Here is a 17760-nt window from a genome sequence, read left to right as displayed (position 1 = left end):
CGCCATCAGGATGTCGCATCACATTGTAATTGTTGAAGATGAACCCGTCACCCAGGCGAGGTTACAGGCATACTTTGAACAGGAGGGTTACCACGTCTCGGTCACCGCCAGCGCTACAGGCCTACGTGAAATCATGTCACAACATCCTGTCGATCTTATTCTGTTGGATATCAATCTCCCGGACGAAAATGGCTTAATGCTGACCCGTGCCCTGCGCGAACGCTCAACGGTAGGGATCATTCTGGTGACGGGTCGTAGCGATCAAATTGACCGGATCGTTGGCCTGGAAATGGGTGCTGATGATTATGTCACCAAGCCGCTGGAGCTACGTGAACTGGTGGTTCGGGTTAAAAATTTGCTCTGGCGTATCGATCTTGCCCGCCAGGCACAGCCGGAGACCAAAGATAACTGCTATCAGTTTGCCGGATACTGTCTGAATGTCTCCCGGCATACCCTGGAGTTGGGCGATGAGACGATCAAACTCACCCGCGCCGAGTATGAAATGCTGGTCGCCTTTGTCACCAATCCGGGGGAAATTCTCAGCCGCGAACGTTTACTGCGTATGCTTTCGGCACGACGGGTAGACAATCCAGACTTACGCACCGTGGATGTATTGATCCGCCGTTTGCGCCATAAGCTACGGGCTGATTTACTGGTGACGCAGCACGGCGAAGGTTATTTTTTAGCAGCCGACGTGTACTGATACAGATAAACCGGACGGAACCCGCCAGGAGAAAGTGAGCGCTGAACATGCTGGCTGTCGGCATTTTTCGGGGTGAGCACCAGGATCGGCGGACTGATATTTTCCGGCACCGGTTGCCCTTGTAATACTCTGATAGCCTGTTGAATCGCCAGTTCACCTTGCCAGACCATTTGATCGCTGGCAGCCATAATGATTCTTTCGCGTTTAAGTCCGCGATAAACCTGATGCGACAGGTAAAAAGAGACAACGGTTAGCGGCGTCCCCTGATTCCGCTTCTCTCCCATCGCTGCCTCCGCAGCAATTGCTGTACCGGCAACCACATCGACATCCGGGTGACGTTCAAGCATCTCTTGTAACAGGTTGCGCTGAACTTCAATATCATTATCCCCCAACGCCACATCCACGATGTGCACCTGACTACCGGCAATCGCCTGACGGAATCCTGCCACCATTTCGCGGCTGCCTCCGGCGTCATCAGGCCCGGGCAATAATAAAACCTTTAACGGTTTTCCCGCGCTCCACTTAACCAGATAGCGGCCTGGCTGGTAACCCATCTGGAACCATGGAACTCCAACCCGTGCTTTCACCGTCGGATCGTGTATCGCATTCACTACCTCAATGACCGGCAACGTACCAACCTGCGCCTGCAAATCCGGAAAAGTCGTTGTGCTGCTGCCCAATAAAATGGCATCCGCGCCCCACTGCTGGCACTGGGCGATTTGTGTTTTTTGCGTGGTGAACTGACGATACCCTCCCGCCTCAAACACCTTCAGGCTTACTCCATATTTTTTTGCCGCCTCAAGCATGCCGTAATTCACGGAGAGCCAATAGGAATCCTTCAGGCTGGGATACAACGCGCACAGTTTCCAGACTTTGCTTGCAGTAACGTCCGTCTGCGGCACCGAGACTGACTGCCGGGTATCCTGCCAGCGCAGCAGTGCAGACCCGGCCGCGTGACTTAAGCCGGGAAAAAGTGTGATAAGCAGGAAAACCAATACGCGCATGATAGCCTCAACATTGATAAGGCTTTATCCTAGTTGCTTTCCTCTTTAGGACTCAACCTTTTTAATCTGTGGCGACCAGACAGTGAATTTATCTCTGACCAAACGACTGTGGATAGGCTTTGCGCTGATGGCGGCACTGACTCTTATCAGTACGCTGACAGGCTGGTATAACCTGCGTTTTGTCAGCCAGGTTGAGCAGGCCAATACCCAGGCGCTAATTCCAACCATGGATATGGCGCGCCAGCTCAGCGAGGCCAGTGCCTGGGAACTGTTTTCCGCACAAAATCTGACCACCGCAGACAATGAAAATATGTGGCTGGCTCAGGGGAGAATGCTAACCGCCCAGAGTCTGAAAATAACCACATTACTCAAAACTCTTCGTGAACAGGGCTTTGATACCTCGGCCATTGAACAACAGGAAAATGAGATCGCCCAGTCGTTAAGCCATCAGGGGGAGATGGTTGGCGAACGCCTGAAATTACGCGCTCAACAGCAACAACTTAGCCAGAAAATTATTGAGGCCACCGCTGACGTTGCCGAAATGGCGCGCGGCCAGGCCAGCAATGCAGCTACTTCGGCGGGCGCCACGCAGGCAAGCATTTATGATTTAATTGAGAGTCATCAGGGGCAAGCGGCTGAACACGCGTTGGACAGGCTCATCGATATCGATCTGGAATATTATAACCAGATGAATGAGCTGCGCCTGAGCGCGCTACGCGTGCAGCAAATGGTGATGAATCTGGGGAATAACCAGGCGCAGAATAACCTGGCGGCGCTGGAAACTCAGTTGAATGCCGCCGTCAGAGTGCTTCACCGCCGACAAATACGTATTGAAGATCCGGTGGTGCGCACTCAGGTGGCCGACACCGTCAATACGATTAGCCGTTATATTGAGCTGCTGTCCCTGTATCGCCAGGATAATGACATCACGACCCAATTGCAGATCTTATCGCAGAATAATATCGAACAATTTACCCGTTTCAGTAGCGAAGTCAGCCAGTTGGTGGAAATCATCGGCCAACGCAATCAAAGCGGACTGGCACATCTCAAACAGGCCAGCCAGCGCGGGCAACACTTGCTGCTGCTGTTAGGTGGCGTGTCATTATGTTTGTTGATTCTTATACTTTGGCGTGTGGTTTATCGTTCAGTCACACGCCCACTGGCACAGCAAACCCAGGCGTTGCAGCGTCTACTTGAGGGGGATATTGACTCCCCATTTCCGGAAACCGCAGGCGTTCGTGAACTGGATACCATCGGGCGGTTGATGGATGCCTTTCGCAGCAGCGTTCACGCCCTCAATAACCATCGCAAACATCTGGCCGCACAGGTTAAAGCTCGCACCGCCGAGCTGCATTCTATGGTATCTGAACACCGGCAGGCCCGTGCAGAAGCCGAGAAAGCCAACCAGGCAAAATCGGCGTTTCTTGCCGCCATGAGCCATGAAATACGCACCCCGTTGTATGGTATCCTCGGCACTGCGCAGTTGCTCTCAGACAATCCCGCCCTGACACAGCATCGGGAAAATCTACGCGCAATCACCGACTCGGGCGAGTCTCTGCTGACCATCCTCAACGATATCCTCGACTATTCCGCCATCGAAGCCGGTGGAAAAAATGTTGCGATAGGCGATGAGCCTTTTGAACCCAAACCCTTGCTGGAAAGTACGCTTCAACTCATGAACAGCCGCGTTGCCGGTCGTCCGGTCGTGCTGGTTGCGGATTTTGCCGATAACGTTCCCGCTTCCCTACGTGGCGATCCGCGCCGCATCCGGCAAATCATTACTAACTTATTAAACAACGCACTACGCTTTACCGATCGAGGACACATTATCCTGCGTAGTCGGCGTGAAGATCAGGACTGGTATGTTGAGGTTGAGGATACGGGATGCGGAATTGACCCTGCCCGTCAGCACGATATTTTTCAGCCGTTCGTTCAGGTAAGCGGTAAACGCGGTGGAACCGGACTCGGACTCACCATCAGCGCCAGTCTCGCCAAGGCAATGCAGGGAGAGCTAAGCGTCACCAGCACACCCGGCGTCGGGAGTTGTTTCCAGCTGCGTCTGCCATTGCGGGCAACCACGATGCCCATCATTAAACCCGCACAACGTTCCATATCATTACAGGGCTTACGCTTATTGCTTATCGAGGATAATCCTCTTACGCAGCGCATCAGCACAGAAATGCTCACTCTCAATGGCGCACAGGTCACCGCTGTCGACTGTGCCGAGGAGGCGTTAAGCCTGTTGCGGGAAGATGCCAGCTTTAATGCTGCTCTGGTTGATTTCGATCTTCCGGATATCGACGGGATCACGCTGGCACAGCAGTTAGCCCACGACTATCCGGCACTTAACCTGATCGGCTTTAGCGCACACGTCATCGACGAAACGCTAAACCAAAGAACCAGTACCCTGTTTCTCGGCATTATTCAAAAACCGGTTCCCCGGGATGAACTCAGTCGACTTATTACGCATTATCTGCACGCCAACGAGTCTCTCCCGCTTGCATCAGACAATGACAACAAACGGTTAGATTTTCAGCAATTGGCTGGGGATATCCAGGTCATGGGATGGCAAAAGGTGCACGAATGGTTAGCGCTCTTTAAGCAACACACCCTTCCTTTATTAGATGAAATTGACACGGCGCGAGATTTAAATGAGCGCGAGCAGATAAAACGTCTGGCACATCAGCTCAAAAGCAGCTGCGCCAGCATGGGAATGCACTCAGCCAGTACGATGTGTGCAGCACTTGAACAGCAGCCGTTGGGTGATTTTTCACTCAGAGAGGAGATCCAACAAAGTCTTTATGAGGTAGAACATTGGCTGGAAGCAGAAAAACCGTCCCGCGCGTAACGGTGCGTTGAAGCTGAGCATAGGGACTAACTTTGAATGGTACGCCCTGTAGGATTCGAACCTACGACCTACGGCTTAGAAGGCCGTTGCTCTATCCAACTGAGCTAAGGGCGCATTGCGAAGTGATTACTTCATGCAGATGAAACGCGTGAATTATACGGTCAGCGCCTGCTGAGTCAATGCCTTTTATTTCAGTTGCTGGCGAAGTGTACGAATGTTGATTTTTTCTGCTTGTTCAAGGGTATCCAGGAAATCACCTGGTAACAACTCAGCCCACGAAACGCCAGATTTAAGGATACATGTATTTAGAATATTTATGATTTTGCTTAACATTCCCTTACCCCTCCAGTGGTTCAGGAACTCTTTAATGTTAAGTATCGCCATCAAGGAAGAAAACAGTCACTTCGAACATGGACTGAAAATCATCATCTCCCATCTGGCAAATCAGTGGCATCAGGAGATCTGCTTTTTACCTGTCGAGAATATCGATCGCGCTGACATCGCGTTTATCTCCCTGGATGAAGATTGGCTCAGCGCCGATTGCTATCAGATTCCGATCCATACCCGCCGCCAACACCGGGTTGTCATCTGCAACAGAAACGATAAAGATAAGCTGATGTTCCGGCCCTGCCTGTACATGTTGCCGCTGATCTATCGGGAAGATGACGTTGAGGAAATGACTAAAAAATTAGTCCCCATCCTGCAAAAACGTGCGCTGCGCAACAACGTGCCTGCAACTATCTGCCATTACTGCACTACCCGCAACTTTTCTGTCGACGAACGCAAGTTCTTAATGTTTCTCGCCAGCGGATATACCTTAGCCGAAACGGCTCACCTACTCTCAATAAGCGATCTTCAGGCCAAAGCGACCCGCCGCGGCATAATGAAAAAGCTGCATGTGAAAAACGATCAGCAATTCTTAAGATACATCCGCGCCCATCTGAATTTTCTACAAAATTAGACGGGGTATCTCTGCCTAATTTTTATTGAGAAATATCTCATCCTCGATTAAGTATCGACTCCTACTGTACCTATCCGCAGACTGCCAGAATAATCCAGCCATACTATTTCCGGGGTAACAGAAAGACACACCCGGTAATATTTTATCTAATATCAGAGAGAGGTTGAACTGGATAAAACGATCTTTTGGGCATTGAGTAAGACATCAGAAAACTTCCGGCAGATTATTCTGATGGGATACGCAATTGCCAGTCTGATGATTGTTGAAGTACTGAAACCCAACGGCACAAGGACATTGACCTTTACGCTGGCAAAAATTTGGGTCAGGGATGTTTATAGTCAGCAATTTATCCAGACCTGCCGCAACAGAAATGGAATGGAAAAGGATGCACAGCGCAAAACGCCGGGACCGCTATCGCCGCATACGAAACACTAACTGTACCTGGCAATATCCCCACTGTACCTCACAAGTATTTGACCGGCTCGAGTATCTGGCGCAAAAACTCGAATACACATTACCGGACGACACTATATCTCAGGCGATAATTACAACAGACTACTACCTGGCCTACGCGTTAAGTCGACATTTATTCTCAGGCACACGTACGGCGGTCTTCCAGAGCGTTGAGTCGGCCTTACCCAGCATGCAAGAACCAGTAATTAGCCAGTTAGTGATTGACATAGAAAGCTTAACACTCCCCTATTTCGATATACTTGAACGTTTGCGCCAGCTAATTAAGCAGCGTAATGACATCCAGATCTTCATAATGCTTTCAAGTCGTGATGAAGACCTGACTACCTTTATTTCACTATCCGGTCCATTTTATATCTTATCACGTAATTTACGCCTTCCTGAGGTGCGTCATGCCTTATTATCGCCGGTTCCTGACTATATTCATTCCAGACGCATAAATCAGCTCGATTGGGAGATGATTGCCTTACTTTTACAAGGTAACTCCTTAAAAAAGATTGCATTGTTACAAACACAACCCTACCACCGTATCATCTATCGCCTGAACCAATTGATTACGCGCCTGGGGTTACCCAGCAGACAACGCTTTTTGCATCTGATACACCGCCTCAACGTTACCTCTCTTCATTTAATTTAACACCATAACCCTATGTACGATAAGATTTTTTAGGAAACTACTTATTTTTGAATAAGAAAAAAGATCTAATTTTTACAAATATTTAATATTTACAACTATTCCTGGTATTATGACTGGTGCCACTGTCACACTTAACCTTACTGATTCTGTGCATTTCAATATAAAAAAGCCTAATTGCAGTCTTAACAAAACCTAAACAATTGGTTTATTGTATCGTTTTTACTATTTAAAAAAAATTTTCAATCTGCCATAATTCGAACTGCAGATAAATAATACCAATAGTCATTAACACATCTGGGTCTTTCAGAATATCCTAACTGACATTAACAACCGGGATGTTGTAAGTCTTTTCCGAAAGAACAGAGCAGGTATAATCCCCACAGCTTCCTGATTAATTGTTAGTTTTCCCGGTGTGAAATGGATTTTCCACAAATTCATTGTTCTGCAGAAGAACAACCGAATAAACAAGGATGAAATAATATTTATTCGGTTTTCCCGCAGAACAATTCTTGGCTATTTGACAATATTATAACGCCTGATGTTTTATCAAATTCGCAAGATACGCAAACAGTTTGAGGCATACAACAATGAAACCAGCATCCGTTATCATTATGGACGAACACCCTATTGTCAGAATGTCGATAGAAGTACTACTCGAGAAAAACAGTAATATTCAGGTAGTATTGAAAACCGACGACAGCCGTACGGCAATAGAACACCTGCGCACATACCCGGTCGATCTTGTCATCCTGGATATTGAACTACCTGGTTCGGATGGATTTACATTACTCAAGAGAATAAAGTCTCTGCAGGAGAAAACTCGGGTGCTGTTTCTCTCTTCCAAATCGGAGTCTTTTTATGCCGGGCGTGCTATCCGGGCCGGTGCAAATGGTTTTGTCAGTAAACGAAAGGATCTCAATGATATCTACAATGCAGTAAAAATGATTTTATCGGGATATTCTTTTTTCCCGTCGGACACCCTTAATTTCATTAACAATATAAACGCACAAAAAGGTGTGCTGAATGACATGCCGCTCTCTAACCGCGAGGTTACGGTTTTGCGTTATCTGGCAAACGGTCTGTCCAATAAGGAAATTGCTGAACAGTTGTTACTCAGCAATAAAACGATTAGCGCTCACAAGGCGAATATCTACTCCAAGCTCGGGTTGCACACCATCGTTGAGCTGATCGATTATGCAAAAATGCATGAGTTAATGTAATAACACTCCCGGCGAGATGTCGTTCGGGAGCATTTTATCAGCTTATTGATTAGTTATAGTTAATCATAAACGTGGCATCAGCCCTGGCGACGCCAGGCTGAACTCCATCGGCTAACGCGATATAGTTGGCGAAAAAGGTCAGCGTGGCATTGCCGTTCTCATCAATCCCCACGGCCTGGCTCGCCTGTTCGAGCGGTAATCGCGTACGATCGCTGTCGTGCAGTTCAATCGCCACCTTTTGTGCCATGACCGCATCATCAAGCGCCAACAGCGTCGTGCCCGGAGCCGGAGTACCGGAAAACGTTATCGATGCGGATCCCGGCGGGCAACCTTCAAGCTTCAGCGTAAACGCGACCGGTTGAGTGGTATCTCCGCTGGTCTGAAGCTGCTTTGTCGGCCAGGTCCCCAACTCCACCGACTTATTGCTGTCGCTGGCAATCACCGCACAGGTAAAGTCCACCACGTTGCCACGCAGCTCAATATTGATTTCCCCCAGCGACGAGGAGGCATGGCCCAACGAACTGAATGTTAGCAGGGACACCATCGCCAGAAGCGCCCCTGCGAATGGCGTTTGCTTGTTAGTCATAATCCACTCGCAGATAACCACGAGCCGTAAAAGGCCCTTCGGTAGGTTTATTCCCCGTCACGCTGACCGGCCATGCCCGAATACCGACCCTGGCTGCGGCGTTATCATCCAATTGAAATGGGATATTGCTGGACAAATTGTTAGGCGTCAGCGGGTTACCACTGCTATCGGCGACGATAAAACCTAAATCCGGGTTGTCAGAAACCATCATTTGTCCGGTGGCTTTCTCAGCCTCTACACGCATGGTCAAGTAGGCCTGTGCGGCGACGTTGGTGCATTTTATCGCCACGGTTTTGGTCTGCGGATTAATGCCTTCGGGCCTGTTTCCTGCCCCCGCCTTGCTAAACAACGATGCGCCAATATCGCCAAAATCAAACTCAACAATCTGCCCGGCGTTCACCTCACAGTTTTGTGGAACCTCCACCTTACCGCTGTAGCTGATAGTGTACACCGGCGTGCTTAGCGCATCTCCGGTACTGGTCGTGACATAGACGCTGAACATCGTCTGCCGCGGAATCGGAACCATGTTAATAAACGAGCGGATCACTTTGAGTTTAAACACCAGTTTTGAATCCATTACGCCAAAAGGCTGCTGTTTCGATACGTTGGGGTGAGTCCCCATGCGGATATAATTACGCGGAGGATAAAACAACCCGGCATAGCTGTCGGTGATGCTCATGGCTCCCAGCAGGTAGTCATTGAGCTTCAGATACTGAAAACCGCCCTCGGTACTTTGCACCGGAAGTTCAGTGACATAGCTTCGGTAGGTGTAATTCACCGACGTTCCGGCCGGACAGGTGGCATTCACGCCAATCCAGCCCGATTTTTCCGGTAACGTTACAACCTGTCCCGGCTGGTTGTTGCTGCTGTTAAAGACATTCGACAAATCGTAAAAAACATCCGTTGGCGTGCCATTCGAGTTATGGCAGACCGTCGCCCATGACGAATGTGCCATCAGCAGTAAAGCGCTTCCCAGTAACAAACCCGTTTGTCTTTTCATCGTATTATTCCTGTCGTGCCGTTGGAGATTCGCACGTCACGTTCGTGAGCGTCACCGCCTGTTTCAGACTCTCCTCAGGCAAGGCATAGCGCGCCACGCAGCGAGCGTTTGCGCCTTCCCCCCATTGGATCAGCAACTCGCCTTTTAGCGGCAGACCACTGAGATAAATTTGCCCGTCTTCGCCCACCATACTGGTCACGCCACTGGTGTTTTCCCGCACAATAGAGCCAAACGGCACGGGTTTACCGGCATGTTTGGCGGTAATCAGCGCCCGCACACCGATTCGTGTATCAAACGCAGCTCGCACCAGCGCCCCTTGCGTTGGTACTACGCTGCTGACGTTATTTTCCACATCGGTATTGTTGTTCATGGAATTGGTGTCTAACGCGACACGGTTATAGCGATAGACGGTGGCATACGGCATCACCGCGTATCCACGCCAGTCGGTTTGAACGCCGGTCTGGTTTTCTATCCGCACACCCTGTGCGCCAGGCGCTTTAATCAGCACGTTGGTATCACCCAGAGGCTGACTGAGCGTAATGCCATCCGCATGCCCCACCACGCCGCCAGAGAGTTGCCAGTTGTAGTCATGCTGATCGCGATCGTAGTTGTATCCCACGCCCAGCGTGCCATAGGCCGCCTGCCAGTTGGCACTGGCGTTTCCGCTGTAGCCATTGGTGCTGCTGTGCCCCTGATTCACGCTGTAGCTCAGGTTGCGTCCATCCAGCAACGTACCGCCGATCCCGCTCTGCCAACTGTTTTGTCCATTGCTATTACGGTTAGCATTAAAGGTGGCGTAGGTGCGATCGAAGGCGCTATCTCGCGAGTAGCGCCGTCCGCTCAGCAGGCTGAACGGTATTGACATATTGAACGCGACAATACGGTCGGTGTCGGAGATGCCAACCGATTCATTCCACGACCAGGAGAGTGAATAGCTAATACCTTGCCAGCCGCTGGCATAGCCCAGTTGATACCAGGTATTGGTGTCTGAGGTATTCCAGTACGTTTGCTGACTACCCGAGACATACAGCGATCCGTAATCCCCCAGATTCTGCGAAATGTTTATCTGGAAACGGCCCTTTTTGCTGTAGCTCAGGTTGTGGTAACTCTTCACATCGGGCACATCGTGGCGATTGCCCTCGCTGTCGTATTCGTACTCATAGCCTTCCATACTGCGATACGCCACATCGTCGAGGGTATAGAAACCACGCGTAGAGTAGCGATATCCCAACAACTGAAAGTTGGTGCCAAAATTGTTCAGCGATTTCGCATATAGAAAACGCAATGACTGCCCCTGGTGTGTACTGTCATCCGCCAGTTGGCTGCGGGCATGGGTCAGATCGACAGAAACCGCCCCCCAGTCCCCCAGGTTTCGGCCGGTGCCTAAAACCACCGCCGTGTAGCGTGAGGCCAACTGCGTACCGCCGTAAGCGGTGTAGCCTTCTGGTAACCCAGCAATTAATGTTCCCTGGAAAAAGAATGGAGAAGATTGTTGGCTATTGCCGCTGCGAAAATCCCCTGCGACCACGTCATATTTGAAACGCCCTTCTCGTTGTAACAAGGGAACCGTGGAGTACGGCACCGTATAGCGCTGTTGGCTGCCGTCCTTTTCGTCCACCGTCACCTCAAGGTCACCGCTGGATGACGTCGGGTTGAGATCGGTTATCGAGAAAGCGCCCGGTGAAACATAGCTTTGATAAATCACATAGCCATTCTGACGAATGGTTAGCTTTGCCGCTGTTCGCGCAATACCGCGAACGGTAGGCGCGTAACCCTGTAAGCTGTCGGGATACATACTGTCTGAGGAATAGAGCCGCGCCCCGCGAAATCCGACGCTGTCAAAAACGTCGTTGCCGGTGTTGCTGTCACCCATCACCAGCTCGCCCTTCAGCGGGATAATCGCGCGCTGAAGCCATGTGCCGATGTTTTTCCAGCTTTGTGAGTGATATCCGTCACCTTTGGAATAGCTCCATGCACCGTTATTTCTCAAGCGCCAGGGGCCATAGTTCAGGCCACTGAGCATACTTAAGAAATAGCTGTCCGTATCACTCCCGCGACTGCCGGTGAAACTGTAGTTAACCAGCGCAGCCGGGATGCCTTCATCCCACTCTTCCGGTGGAATATAGCCACGCGCGCTGTTTAACATCGACGCCTGCGGCAGGCTGACGTTTAGTCGCAGGGTAGAAAAATCAAACGCAATCTCGCTGCCTGGAATCGCCTCAGGTAGATTGATGCAGGTATCGTTCGCATCCTTACTGAGTGCCGGAAACGCGGCGATATTGACGCCAAGGCGCTTCACCCAGTCGAGCCCAAAGCACGGCATCAGCCCACCGGACTTCTCCCCGGATTTTCCCGCGCTGGTCGTAAAACGAATATCCTGAGTAGCCACAAACTCATCGTTGCGCCAGATATCCACGCGATAAACACCTTCAGGCTGGTGATTACCTTTTTCAAAACGTGATAAATCCGCCACGGTTGCCGTATCCGCAGATAAAAAGGCCGGATTAAAATAGCTTTCACCATGGCTTAAAGAGGGAAAGAGCGCCGCCAGCGTGGACAACGCCACCCCCGCCAGCGGTGGCGTAACCCCCGGAAACAGGCCAGGAAAATACGTTGTCTTATTCATCGTTATCTCAACGCACGCTGACCGTTTGGGCCGGGGTCACAGCACCATAATCATTGACCGTCTGGAACGTAACGTTGCCCTGCACGCCTGTTGGCAACAGAACCTGCGCATCGCTTTTCGGTGCAACCATCACGTTATCGACCTTCGTTTTCCCCACGTTGAGATTGACCAACGTGACGTAATACGCTGACGGATTGTTAATTTTCAGGTGGTTGCCGGAACGGGAAAACGTCAGCATCCCCGGGGCATCTTCCGGGATTTGCGGCAAATTATTCGGACGGACGAAAAGCTTGATGCGGGACAGAATCGCCAGTTGCAGAACGTTTTTGCCCTCAAGGCTGTTTTTATTGACTGACGGAATGGCTTTTACGTTCATCCAGAACAGCGACTCACGATCTTTGGGCAACGGAACACCTGCATAGATAATACGCAACGTGTTTTCGCTTTTGGGCTCGCTGACAAACAACGGAGGTGTAACCACAAACGATTTTTCTTTAACACCTGCGCTATTCTCAATCCATGAATTGACCAGGTAACGTTCTTTGGTATCACTATTGCTAATAGACAGTGACGTTTGTTTGGCATCGGCTGGATAAATAACACGGGTAGCGCCTAATGCAATGCCTCCGGCAGCCTGAACACTGGCAACAGGAAATAAGAACAGTAAAAGGATAAAACCTGATTTTAGATAATTAAACATAGCTACAAATACCTTTGGTGTGATTATCGTTGGGAAATAAATCAGGGATAAACCAACGTAAACCACACGTCTGAACGAAGCGTTCCCGGCGTTATATTTTCCGAGACAGCCCGATAACGAGCAGTGAAATGAAACGTCATCTCTTGCGTTATAATCGGCGCATAATGAAGCGGCAGCGCGTTCGGAATAATTTGCCGTTGGCGCTGGTCAAATAACGCCAGGCCGATCCCCGAAGCCGCAGACGCATCTCCACTGGCAAGGAACACCTGCGGATCTTCCGCTGGCGTCACGCCTGCAAACGCAATCCCAACGTGGTCATAAACATCGGAGCTGCATGACGTTAAGCGCAGTGAAAACGGCACGCTGGTAGAGGCAAAGCTCCCCGTCCCGGAGAAAGCATTGGTGCGATACTGCCCCATTTGCACCCGCAAATTTTGGCTGTCAGTAGCGACCGTGCAGGCACCATTGACGAGCTGCCCCCGTAAGTGAAGGCGGCCACTTTCCAGTATTACCGTATGTGCAAACACAGGCAGTACGCACAGCATTCCCGCCAGCGCCACGCCTTTCCCTATCATCTGCCGCATCCTTCATCATCCCCGGAAATTGCCTCATCCAGTGAGGCGAACGTCATCCTTGCGCAAATCAAAACGGCTTATTCGTACTTCATGATGAACGTCGCGTCGGCATTTGCCTGACCCGGCGTAGCGCTGGTGGCAGTGGCTTTGTAACGCGCAGAGAAACGCAGGGTGTTGGTCCCTTCTACCAGAGCCTGAGCGGTAGAGAAGGTGGCACCATCCGGCTTCAGCGCGGTGGACGTATTGTCCAGAATTTCAATCCCGACACCGCTGGCAGTGGTACCGTTATCTGCAGAAGTGACAGCCAGCAGGTTGTTGTTGGTAATATCGGATTGACCAGAGAAAGCCACAGCTGCGGTTGCGGCAACTTTCGGGTCACAGTCGTTCAGCACGATGGAGAACGGAATTTGTGCCGTTGTATCACCTACTGCGGCAAAACTGGCAGTACGATACTGGCCTAAGGTAACAACCTGATCGGATGACTGAGTACTGACTGCACAGGCTGCATTGACCAGTTCACCTTCAAAATGCACAGTACCGCCGCTCACGCTTACCGGATCGGCTGCAACCGCAGCACCTGCGACTAACATCAGGCTGGCAATAACAGAAGAGGTCATTAATTTACGTTTCATGGATTTCCCTTGAATTACACACATCCGGCTCCAGCATCCTGCGGGATCCGTTTTCATTATCGACATTAAATGTCAGGCTAATTATCTCTGCATCCTGTAAAGATATATATCGCAAGAGAATTAGCTAACCTTTTACCCCGACTCTCCTGAGTATTTGATTTACTAATTATCCTTCGCGAATATGACTATTCGTCACAGCGATAAATTAAACATTTCAATTAATGAAAAATACCTGCAAATCCTTTTAATAGCCCTGGCTAATTCTTAATGGGATCTAAGAAAAGTCTTGGTTAATATTACCTAAATGCCGCCGTAATAGTACGTAACAGTCTGGTTTATGAAGCATTACCCATAAAGAACCCAGGGTGATGAGATGTTTCATTCACGTTAATTTTAATTAGCATGCTTACTATTTATTCGTAAGGCTTCAGCCTTTGTGCTGACACCATTTGCAGCCCGTGACGGCCCTGGCGCACATAAAAACGCAAACGAAAACTGACAGCACGTCCCGCTTCTGACAAAATAGTGGCATCCCCTTCGATTTAACGTAACAGACGGAATCCTCTCTCTGATGGCAGCAAAGATTATTGACGGTAAAACGATTGCGCAGCAGGTGCGCTCTGAGGTTGCTCAAAAAGTTCAGGCGCGTTTAGCGGCTGGATTACGCGCCCCAGGCCTGGCTGTTGTGCTGGTAGGCAGCAATCCGGCTTCGCAAATTTACGTCGCGAGTAAACGCAAAGCCTGCGACGAAGTGGGGTTCGTCTCCCGCTCCTATGACCTGCCCGAAACCACCAGCGAGGCGGAGCTTCTTGAGCTGATCGATACGCTCAATGCAGATACCACCATTGACGGTATTCTGGTACAGCTGCCGTTACCTGCCGGTATCGACAACGTTAAAGTGCTGGAGCGCATTGCACCGGATAAAGACGTTGACGGTTTTCATCCGTATAACGTCGGTCGCCTGTGCCAGCGTGCGCCGCGCCTGCGTCCTTGTACCCCGCGCGGTATCGTGACCCTGCTTGAGCGTTACAACATCGACACCTACGGCCTGAATGCGGTCGTCATTGGCGCTTCAAACATCGTCGGTCGCCCAATGAGCATGGAACTGCTGCTGGCTGGCTGCACCACCACCGTCACCCATCGCTTCACCAAAGATCTGCGTCGCCACGTTGAGCATGCTGACCTGCTAATTGTTGCCGTCGGTAAACCGGGCTTTATTCCTGGCGAGTGGATCAAAGAAGGTGCGATTGTGATTGATGTCGGCATCAACCGTCTGGAGAATGGTAAGGTTGTTGGCGATGTGGTCTTTGAAGATGCTGCCGCACGCGCGTCATATATCACGCCGGTCCCCGGCGGCGTAGGCCCAATGACGGTCGCCACACTTATCGAAAACACGCTGCAGGCGTGTGTTGAATATCATGATGTAAAGGACGTTTAAGATGGCCACATTTTCACTGGGTAAACACCCACATGTTGAACTCTGCGATCTGCTGAAGCTGGAAGGCTGGAGCGAAAGCGGCGCCCAGGCAAAAATTGCTATTGGCGAAGGGTTAGTGAAGGTCGATGGTGTTGTTGAAACGCGTAAACGCTGCAAAATCGTTGCCGGACAGACCGTGAGCTTTGAAGGTCACAGCATTAGCGTCGTGGCATGACCCTAAGTGCCGGATGAGGTAAACACCGTATCCGGCCACTTCTCCCTCTCGTTTTCAGATAATGACTTCATCCCCGCTTCACAGTGAACTGTTAGCATGTTGTTTTTCCACACGAAGCGATCATCATGCCCACTATTGTTACCCACGCAGCCGTTCCGCTCTGTTTAGGGTTAGGTCTCGGACTTAAAGTCATCCCCCCACGATTACTGTTTGCTGGCGTCGTTCTGGCTATGCTGCCAGATGCCGATGTGTTGTCATTTAAGTTCGGTGTCGCCTATGGCAATGTGTTTGGCCACCGGGGATTTACCCACTCACTGCTGTTCGCCTTCGTGGTACCGCTGCTCTGCGTATTGATTGGCCGACGATGGTTTAAGGCGGGATTGATTCGCTGCTGGCTATTCCTGACGGTTTCACTGCTGTCACACAGTCTGCTGGATTCCGTTACGACAGGCGGCAAAGGCGTCGGCTGGCTGTGGCCATGGTCGGATGAACGCTTCTTTGCACCGTGGCAGGTGATTAAAGTCGCCCCGTTTGCGCTATCACGCTACGCCACACCGTATGGTCATCAGGTAATAACTTCGGAGTTGATGTGGGTATGGCTGCCGGCCGTTATGATGATGGGTGTGCTGTGGTGGTACAAACGTCATTAATAGTGCCTGATGGCGCTACGCTTATCAGGCCTACCGATCATTCCATCGTAGGCCGGATAAGGCGTAAGCAGCCATCCGGCAATATAGAGCGTTACTTACGACGCCAGGTGGTGCCCTGCGGGCCGTCTTCCAGCACGATGCCCATCTCATTGAGACGGTCACGCGCGGCATCAGCCGCCGCCCAGTCTTTCGCTTTACGCGCATCTAAGCGCTGTTGGATTAACGCTTCAATTTCAGCAACTTCACCGTCATCCGCCTGCGCCCCGCTTTGCAGGAACGCTTCCGGATCCTGTTCCAGCAGTCCCAGCACGCTGGAAAGCTTGCGCAGATGCGCAGCCATACCGTTAGCCGCCGCCATATCTTCACCCTTCAGGCGGTTAACTTCACGCGCCATATCAAACAGCACGGAGTAAGCTTCCGGCGTGTTGAAGTCATCGTCCATCGCTTCAATGAAACGTGCTTCAAAGGCCTCGCCACCCGCAGGGGCAACGGATTTGTCGGTACCGCGCAGTGCAGTGTACAGACGCTCCAGCGCAGAACGCGCCTGTTTCAGGTTCTCTTCGCTGTAGTTGAGCTGGCTACGATAGTGACCCGACATCAGGAAGTAGCGAATGGTTTCGGCGTCGTAGTATTTCAGCACATCGCGCACGGTAAAGAAGTTGCCCAGCGATTTAGACATTTTCTCGCGGTCAACCATCACCATCCCGGAGTGCATCCAGTAGTTAACGTACTCACCGTCATGCGCACAGGTGGACTGCGCGATTTCGTTTTCATGATGCGGGAACATCAGGTCCGAACCGCCGCCGTGAATATCGAAATGGTTACCCAGTTGTTTGCAGTTCATCGCCGAACATTCGATGTGCCAGCCCGGACGACCTGCGCCCCATGGAGACGGCCAGCTCGGCTCGCCTTCTTTGGACATTTTCCACAGCACGAAGTCCATCGGGTTACGCTTCACATCAACCACGTCAACGCGAGCACCCGCCTGCAGCTGATCCAGATCCTGGCGTGACAGCTGACCGTAGTTCGGGTCAGTCGGCACGTCGAACATCACGTCGCCGTTATCAGCAACGTAAGCGTGACCTTTGGCAATCAGCTGCTCAGTGATTTCGATAATTTCAGCGATATGGTGCGTAGCGCGCGGCTCCAGATCCGGGCGCAGAATATTCAGCGCATCGAAATCGCTATGCATTTCCGCGATCATTCTGTCGACCAATGCGACAAAGCTTTCACCGTTTTCATTCGCGCGCTTGATGATTTTGTCATCAATATCGGTAATGTTGCGTACATACTTCAGCTTATAGCCGAGGAAGCGCAGGTAGCGCGCGACGACGTCGAAAGAAACAAAGGTACGTCCGTGGCCAATATGACAGAGATCGTAAACGGTAATACCACACACGTACATGCCGACTTCCCCGGCATGAATAGGTTTGAATTCCTCTTTTTGGCGCGTCAGTGTATTAAAGATTTTTAACATCGAAGATTCCGTGTAGAC

General features: G+C 50.8%; 18 protein-coding genes and 1 tRNA gene. 9 read left to right on the top strand and 10 right to left on the bottom strand.

All coding sequences use genetic code 11. The features are described 5' to 3' along the window. Nucleotides 1-10: 10 nt before the first annotated feature. A complete protein-coding gene (torR, locus tag E6P06_RS09970) occupies nucleotides 11-703 on the top strand; it encodes a two-component system response regulator TorR (protein ID WP_003021912.1) in 693 nt (230 codons plus the stop codon). On the opposite strand, the gene torT is transcribed toward torR, so the two are convergent. Next, the gene (gene torT / locus E6P06_RS09965; protein WP_057063235.1) at nucleotides 676-1707 is read right to left on the bottom strand and encodes a TMAO reductase system periplasmic protein TorT; all 1032 of its coding nucleotides are present in this window, start codon (nucleotides 1705-1707) and stop codon (nucleotides 676-678) included. The two genes, torR and torT, sit on opposite strands and share 28 nt — an antisense overlap. Nucleotides 1708-1789: 82 nt before the next feature. On the opposite strand from torT, the gene torS reads away from it, so the two are divergent. Then, nucleotides 1790-4555, top strand: a complete 2766-nt coding sequence (gene torS, locus E6P06_RS09960) for a TMAO reductase system sensor histidine kinase/response regulator TorS (RefSeq protein WP_139935171.1) — start codon at nucleotides 1790-1792, stop codon at nucleotides 4553-4555. Between the two features lie 37 nt (nucleotides 4556-4592). On the opposite strand, the gene E6P06_RS09955 is transcribed toward torS, so the two are convergent. Beyond that, nucleotides 4593-4669 (bottom strand) — tRNA-Arg (locus tag E6P06_RS09955). A 72-nt stretch (nucleotides 4670-4741) separates the two neighbouring features. Next, on the bottom strand, nucleotides 4742-4888 hold the full coding sequence (locus tag E6P06_RS27630) for a hypothetical protein (protein ID WP_008319911.1): 147 nt from the start codon (nucleotides 4886-4888) through the stop codon (nucleotides 4742-4744). 34 nt (nucleotides 4889-4922) lie between these two features. Here E6P06_RS27630 and fimW point away from each other — a divergent pair, with 34 nt between their 5' ends. From fimW to fimZ, 4 genes are all read left to right on the top strand, one after another. Then, a complete protein-coding gene (gene fimW, locus E6P06_RS09950) occupies nucleotides 4923-5516 on the top strand; it encodes a fimbria biosynthesis transcriptional regulator FimW (RefSeq protein ID WP_003021906.1) in 594 nt (197 codons plus the stop codon). A gap of 192 nt (nucleotides 5517-5708) precedes the next feature. Beyond that, nucleotides 5709-5951: a hypothetical protein gene (locus E6P06_RS27625; RefSeq protein WP_127674341.1), complete on the top strand. Its 243-nt coding sequence runs from the start codon at nucleotides 5709-5711 to the stop codon at nucleotides 5949-5951. Next, a complete protein-coding gene (locus E6P06_RS09945) occupies nucleotides 5902-6624 on the top strand; it encodes a hypothetical protein (protein ID WP_003021904.1) in 723 nt (240 codons plus the stop codon). The genes E6P06_RS27625 and E6P06_RS09945 overlap by 50 nt, the downstream gene beginning before the upstream one ends. A 587-nt stretch (nucleotides 6625-7211) precedes the next feature. After that, on the top strand, nucleotides 7212-7844 hold the full coding sequence (gene fimZ / locus E6P06_RS09940; RefSeq protein ID WP_003021902.1) for a fimbria biosynthesis transcriptional regulator FimZ: 633 nt from the start codon (nucleotides 7212-7214) through the stop codon (nucleotides 7842-7844). Nucleotides 7845-7893: 49 nt separating this feature from the next. Here fimZ and sfmF read toward each other — a convergent pair whose 3' ends face one another. The 6 genes from sfmF to fimA form a co-directional block, all read right to left on the bottom strand. Then, a complete protein-coding gene (sfmF, locus tag E6P06_RS09935) occupies nucleotides 7894-8388 on the bottom strand; it encodes a fimbria assembly protein (protein ID WP_085951539.1) in 495 nt (164 codons plus the stop codon). Nucleotides 8389-8422: 34 nt separating this feature from the next. After that, complete coding sequence (gene fimH, locus E6P06_RS09930) at nucleotides 8423-9430, bottom strand: type 1 fimbria D-mannose specific adhesin FimH (protein WP_044712796.1); 1008 nt, start codon at nucleotides 9428-9430, stop codon at nucleotides 8423-8425. 4 nt (nucleotides 9431-9434) lie between these two features. Further along, entirely contained in the window at nucleotides 9435-12056 is a 2622-nt protein-coding gene (locus E6P06_RS09925) for a fimbrial biogenesis usher protein (RefSeq protein WP_003847495.1), read from the bottom strand. A 7-nt stretch (nucleotides 12057-12063) separates the two neighbouring features. After that, nucleotides 12064-12756: a type 1 fimbria chaperone FimC gene (gene fimC / locus E6P06_RS09920; protein WP_003835750.1), complete on the bottom strand. Its 693-nt coding sequence runs from the start codon at nucleotides 12754-12756 to the stop codon at nucleotides 12064-12066. Between the two features lie 41 nt (nucleotides 12757-12797). Then, the gene (gene fimI / locus E6P06_RS09915; protein ID WP_003847496.1) at nucleotides 12798-13331 is read right to left on the bottom strand and encodes a type 1 fimbrial protein subunit FimI; all 534 of its coding nucleotides are present in this window, start codon (nucleotides 13329-13331) and stop codon (nucleotides 12798-12800) included. Nucleotides 13332-13408: 77 nt separating this feature from the next. Next, nucleotides 13409-13963, bottom strand: a complete 555-nt coding sequence (gene fimA / locus E6P06_RS09910) for a type 1 fimbrial major subunit FimA (protein WP_003835752.1) — start codon at nucleotides 13961-13963, stop codon at nucleotides 13409-13411. Nucleotides 13964-14534: 571 nt separating this feature from the next. Between fimA and folD the strand changes: the two genes are divergently transcribed. From folD to E6P06_RS09895, 3 genes are all read left to right on the top strand, one after another. Then, nucleotides 14535-15401 (top strand): bifunctional methylenetetrahydrofolate dehydrogenase/methenyltetrahydrofolate cyclohydrolase FolD, encoded by an 867-nt coding sequence (folD, locus tag E6P06_RS09905; RefSeq protein WP_003021887.1) that lies wholly within the window; start codon nucleotides 14535-14537, stop codon nucleotides 15399-15401. 1 nt (nucleotide 15402) lies between these two features. Beyond that, on the top strand, nucleotides 15403-15615 hold the full coding sequence (ybcJ, locus tag E6P06_RS09900; RefSeq protein WP_003021885.1) for a ribosome-associated protein YbcJ: 213 nt from the start codon (nucleotides 15403-15405) through the stop codon (nucleotides 15613-15615). 125 nt (nucleotides 15616-15740) lie between these two features. Continuing rightward, on the top strand, nucleotides 15741-16265 hold the full coding sequence (locus E6P06_RS09895; protein ID WP_003835753.1) for a metal-dependent hydrolase: 525 nt from the start codon (nucleotides 15741-15743) through the stop codon (nucleotides 16263-16265). A 91-nt stretch (nucleotides 16266-16356) separates the two neighbouring features. On the opposite strand, the gene cysS is transcribed toward E6P06_RS09895, so the two are convergent. Next, nucleotides 16357-17742: a cysteine--tRNA ligase gene (cysS, locus tag E6P06_RS09890; protein WP_003831109.1), complete on the bottom strand. Its 1386-nt coding sequence runs from the start codon at nucleotides 17740-17742 to the stop codon at nucleotides 16357-16359. Between the last annotated feature and the right edge of the window lie 18 nt (nucleotides 17743-17760).

It is taken from the genome of Citrobacter sp. CF971, assembly GCF_006385635.1.
Classification (GTDB): domain Bacteria; phylum Pseudomonadota; class Gammaproteobacteria; order Enterobacterales; family Enterobacteriaceae; genus Citrobacter; species Citrobacter freundii.
The sequence above is the reverse complement of the archived record's forward strand: the minus strand, read 5'-3'. Positions and strand labels throughout refer to the sequence as shown.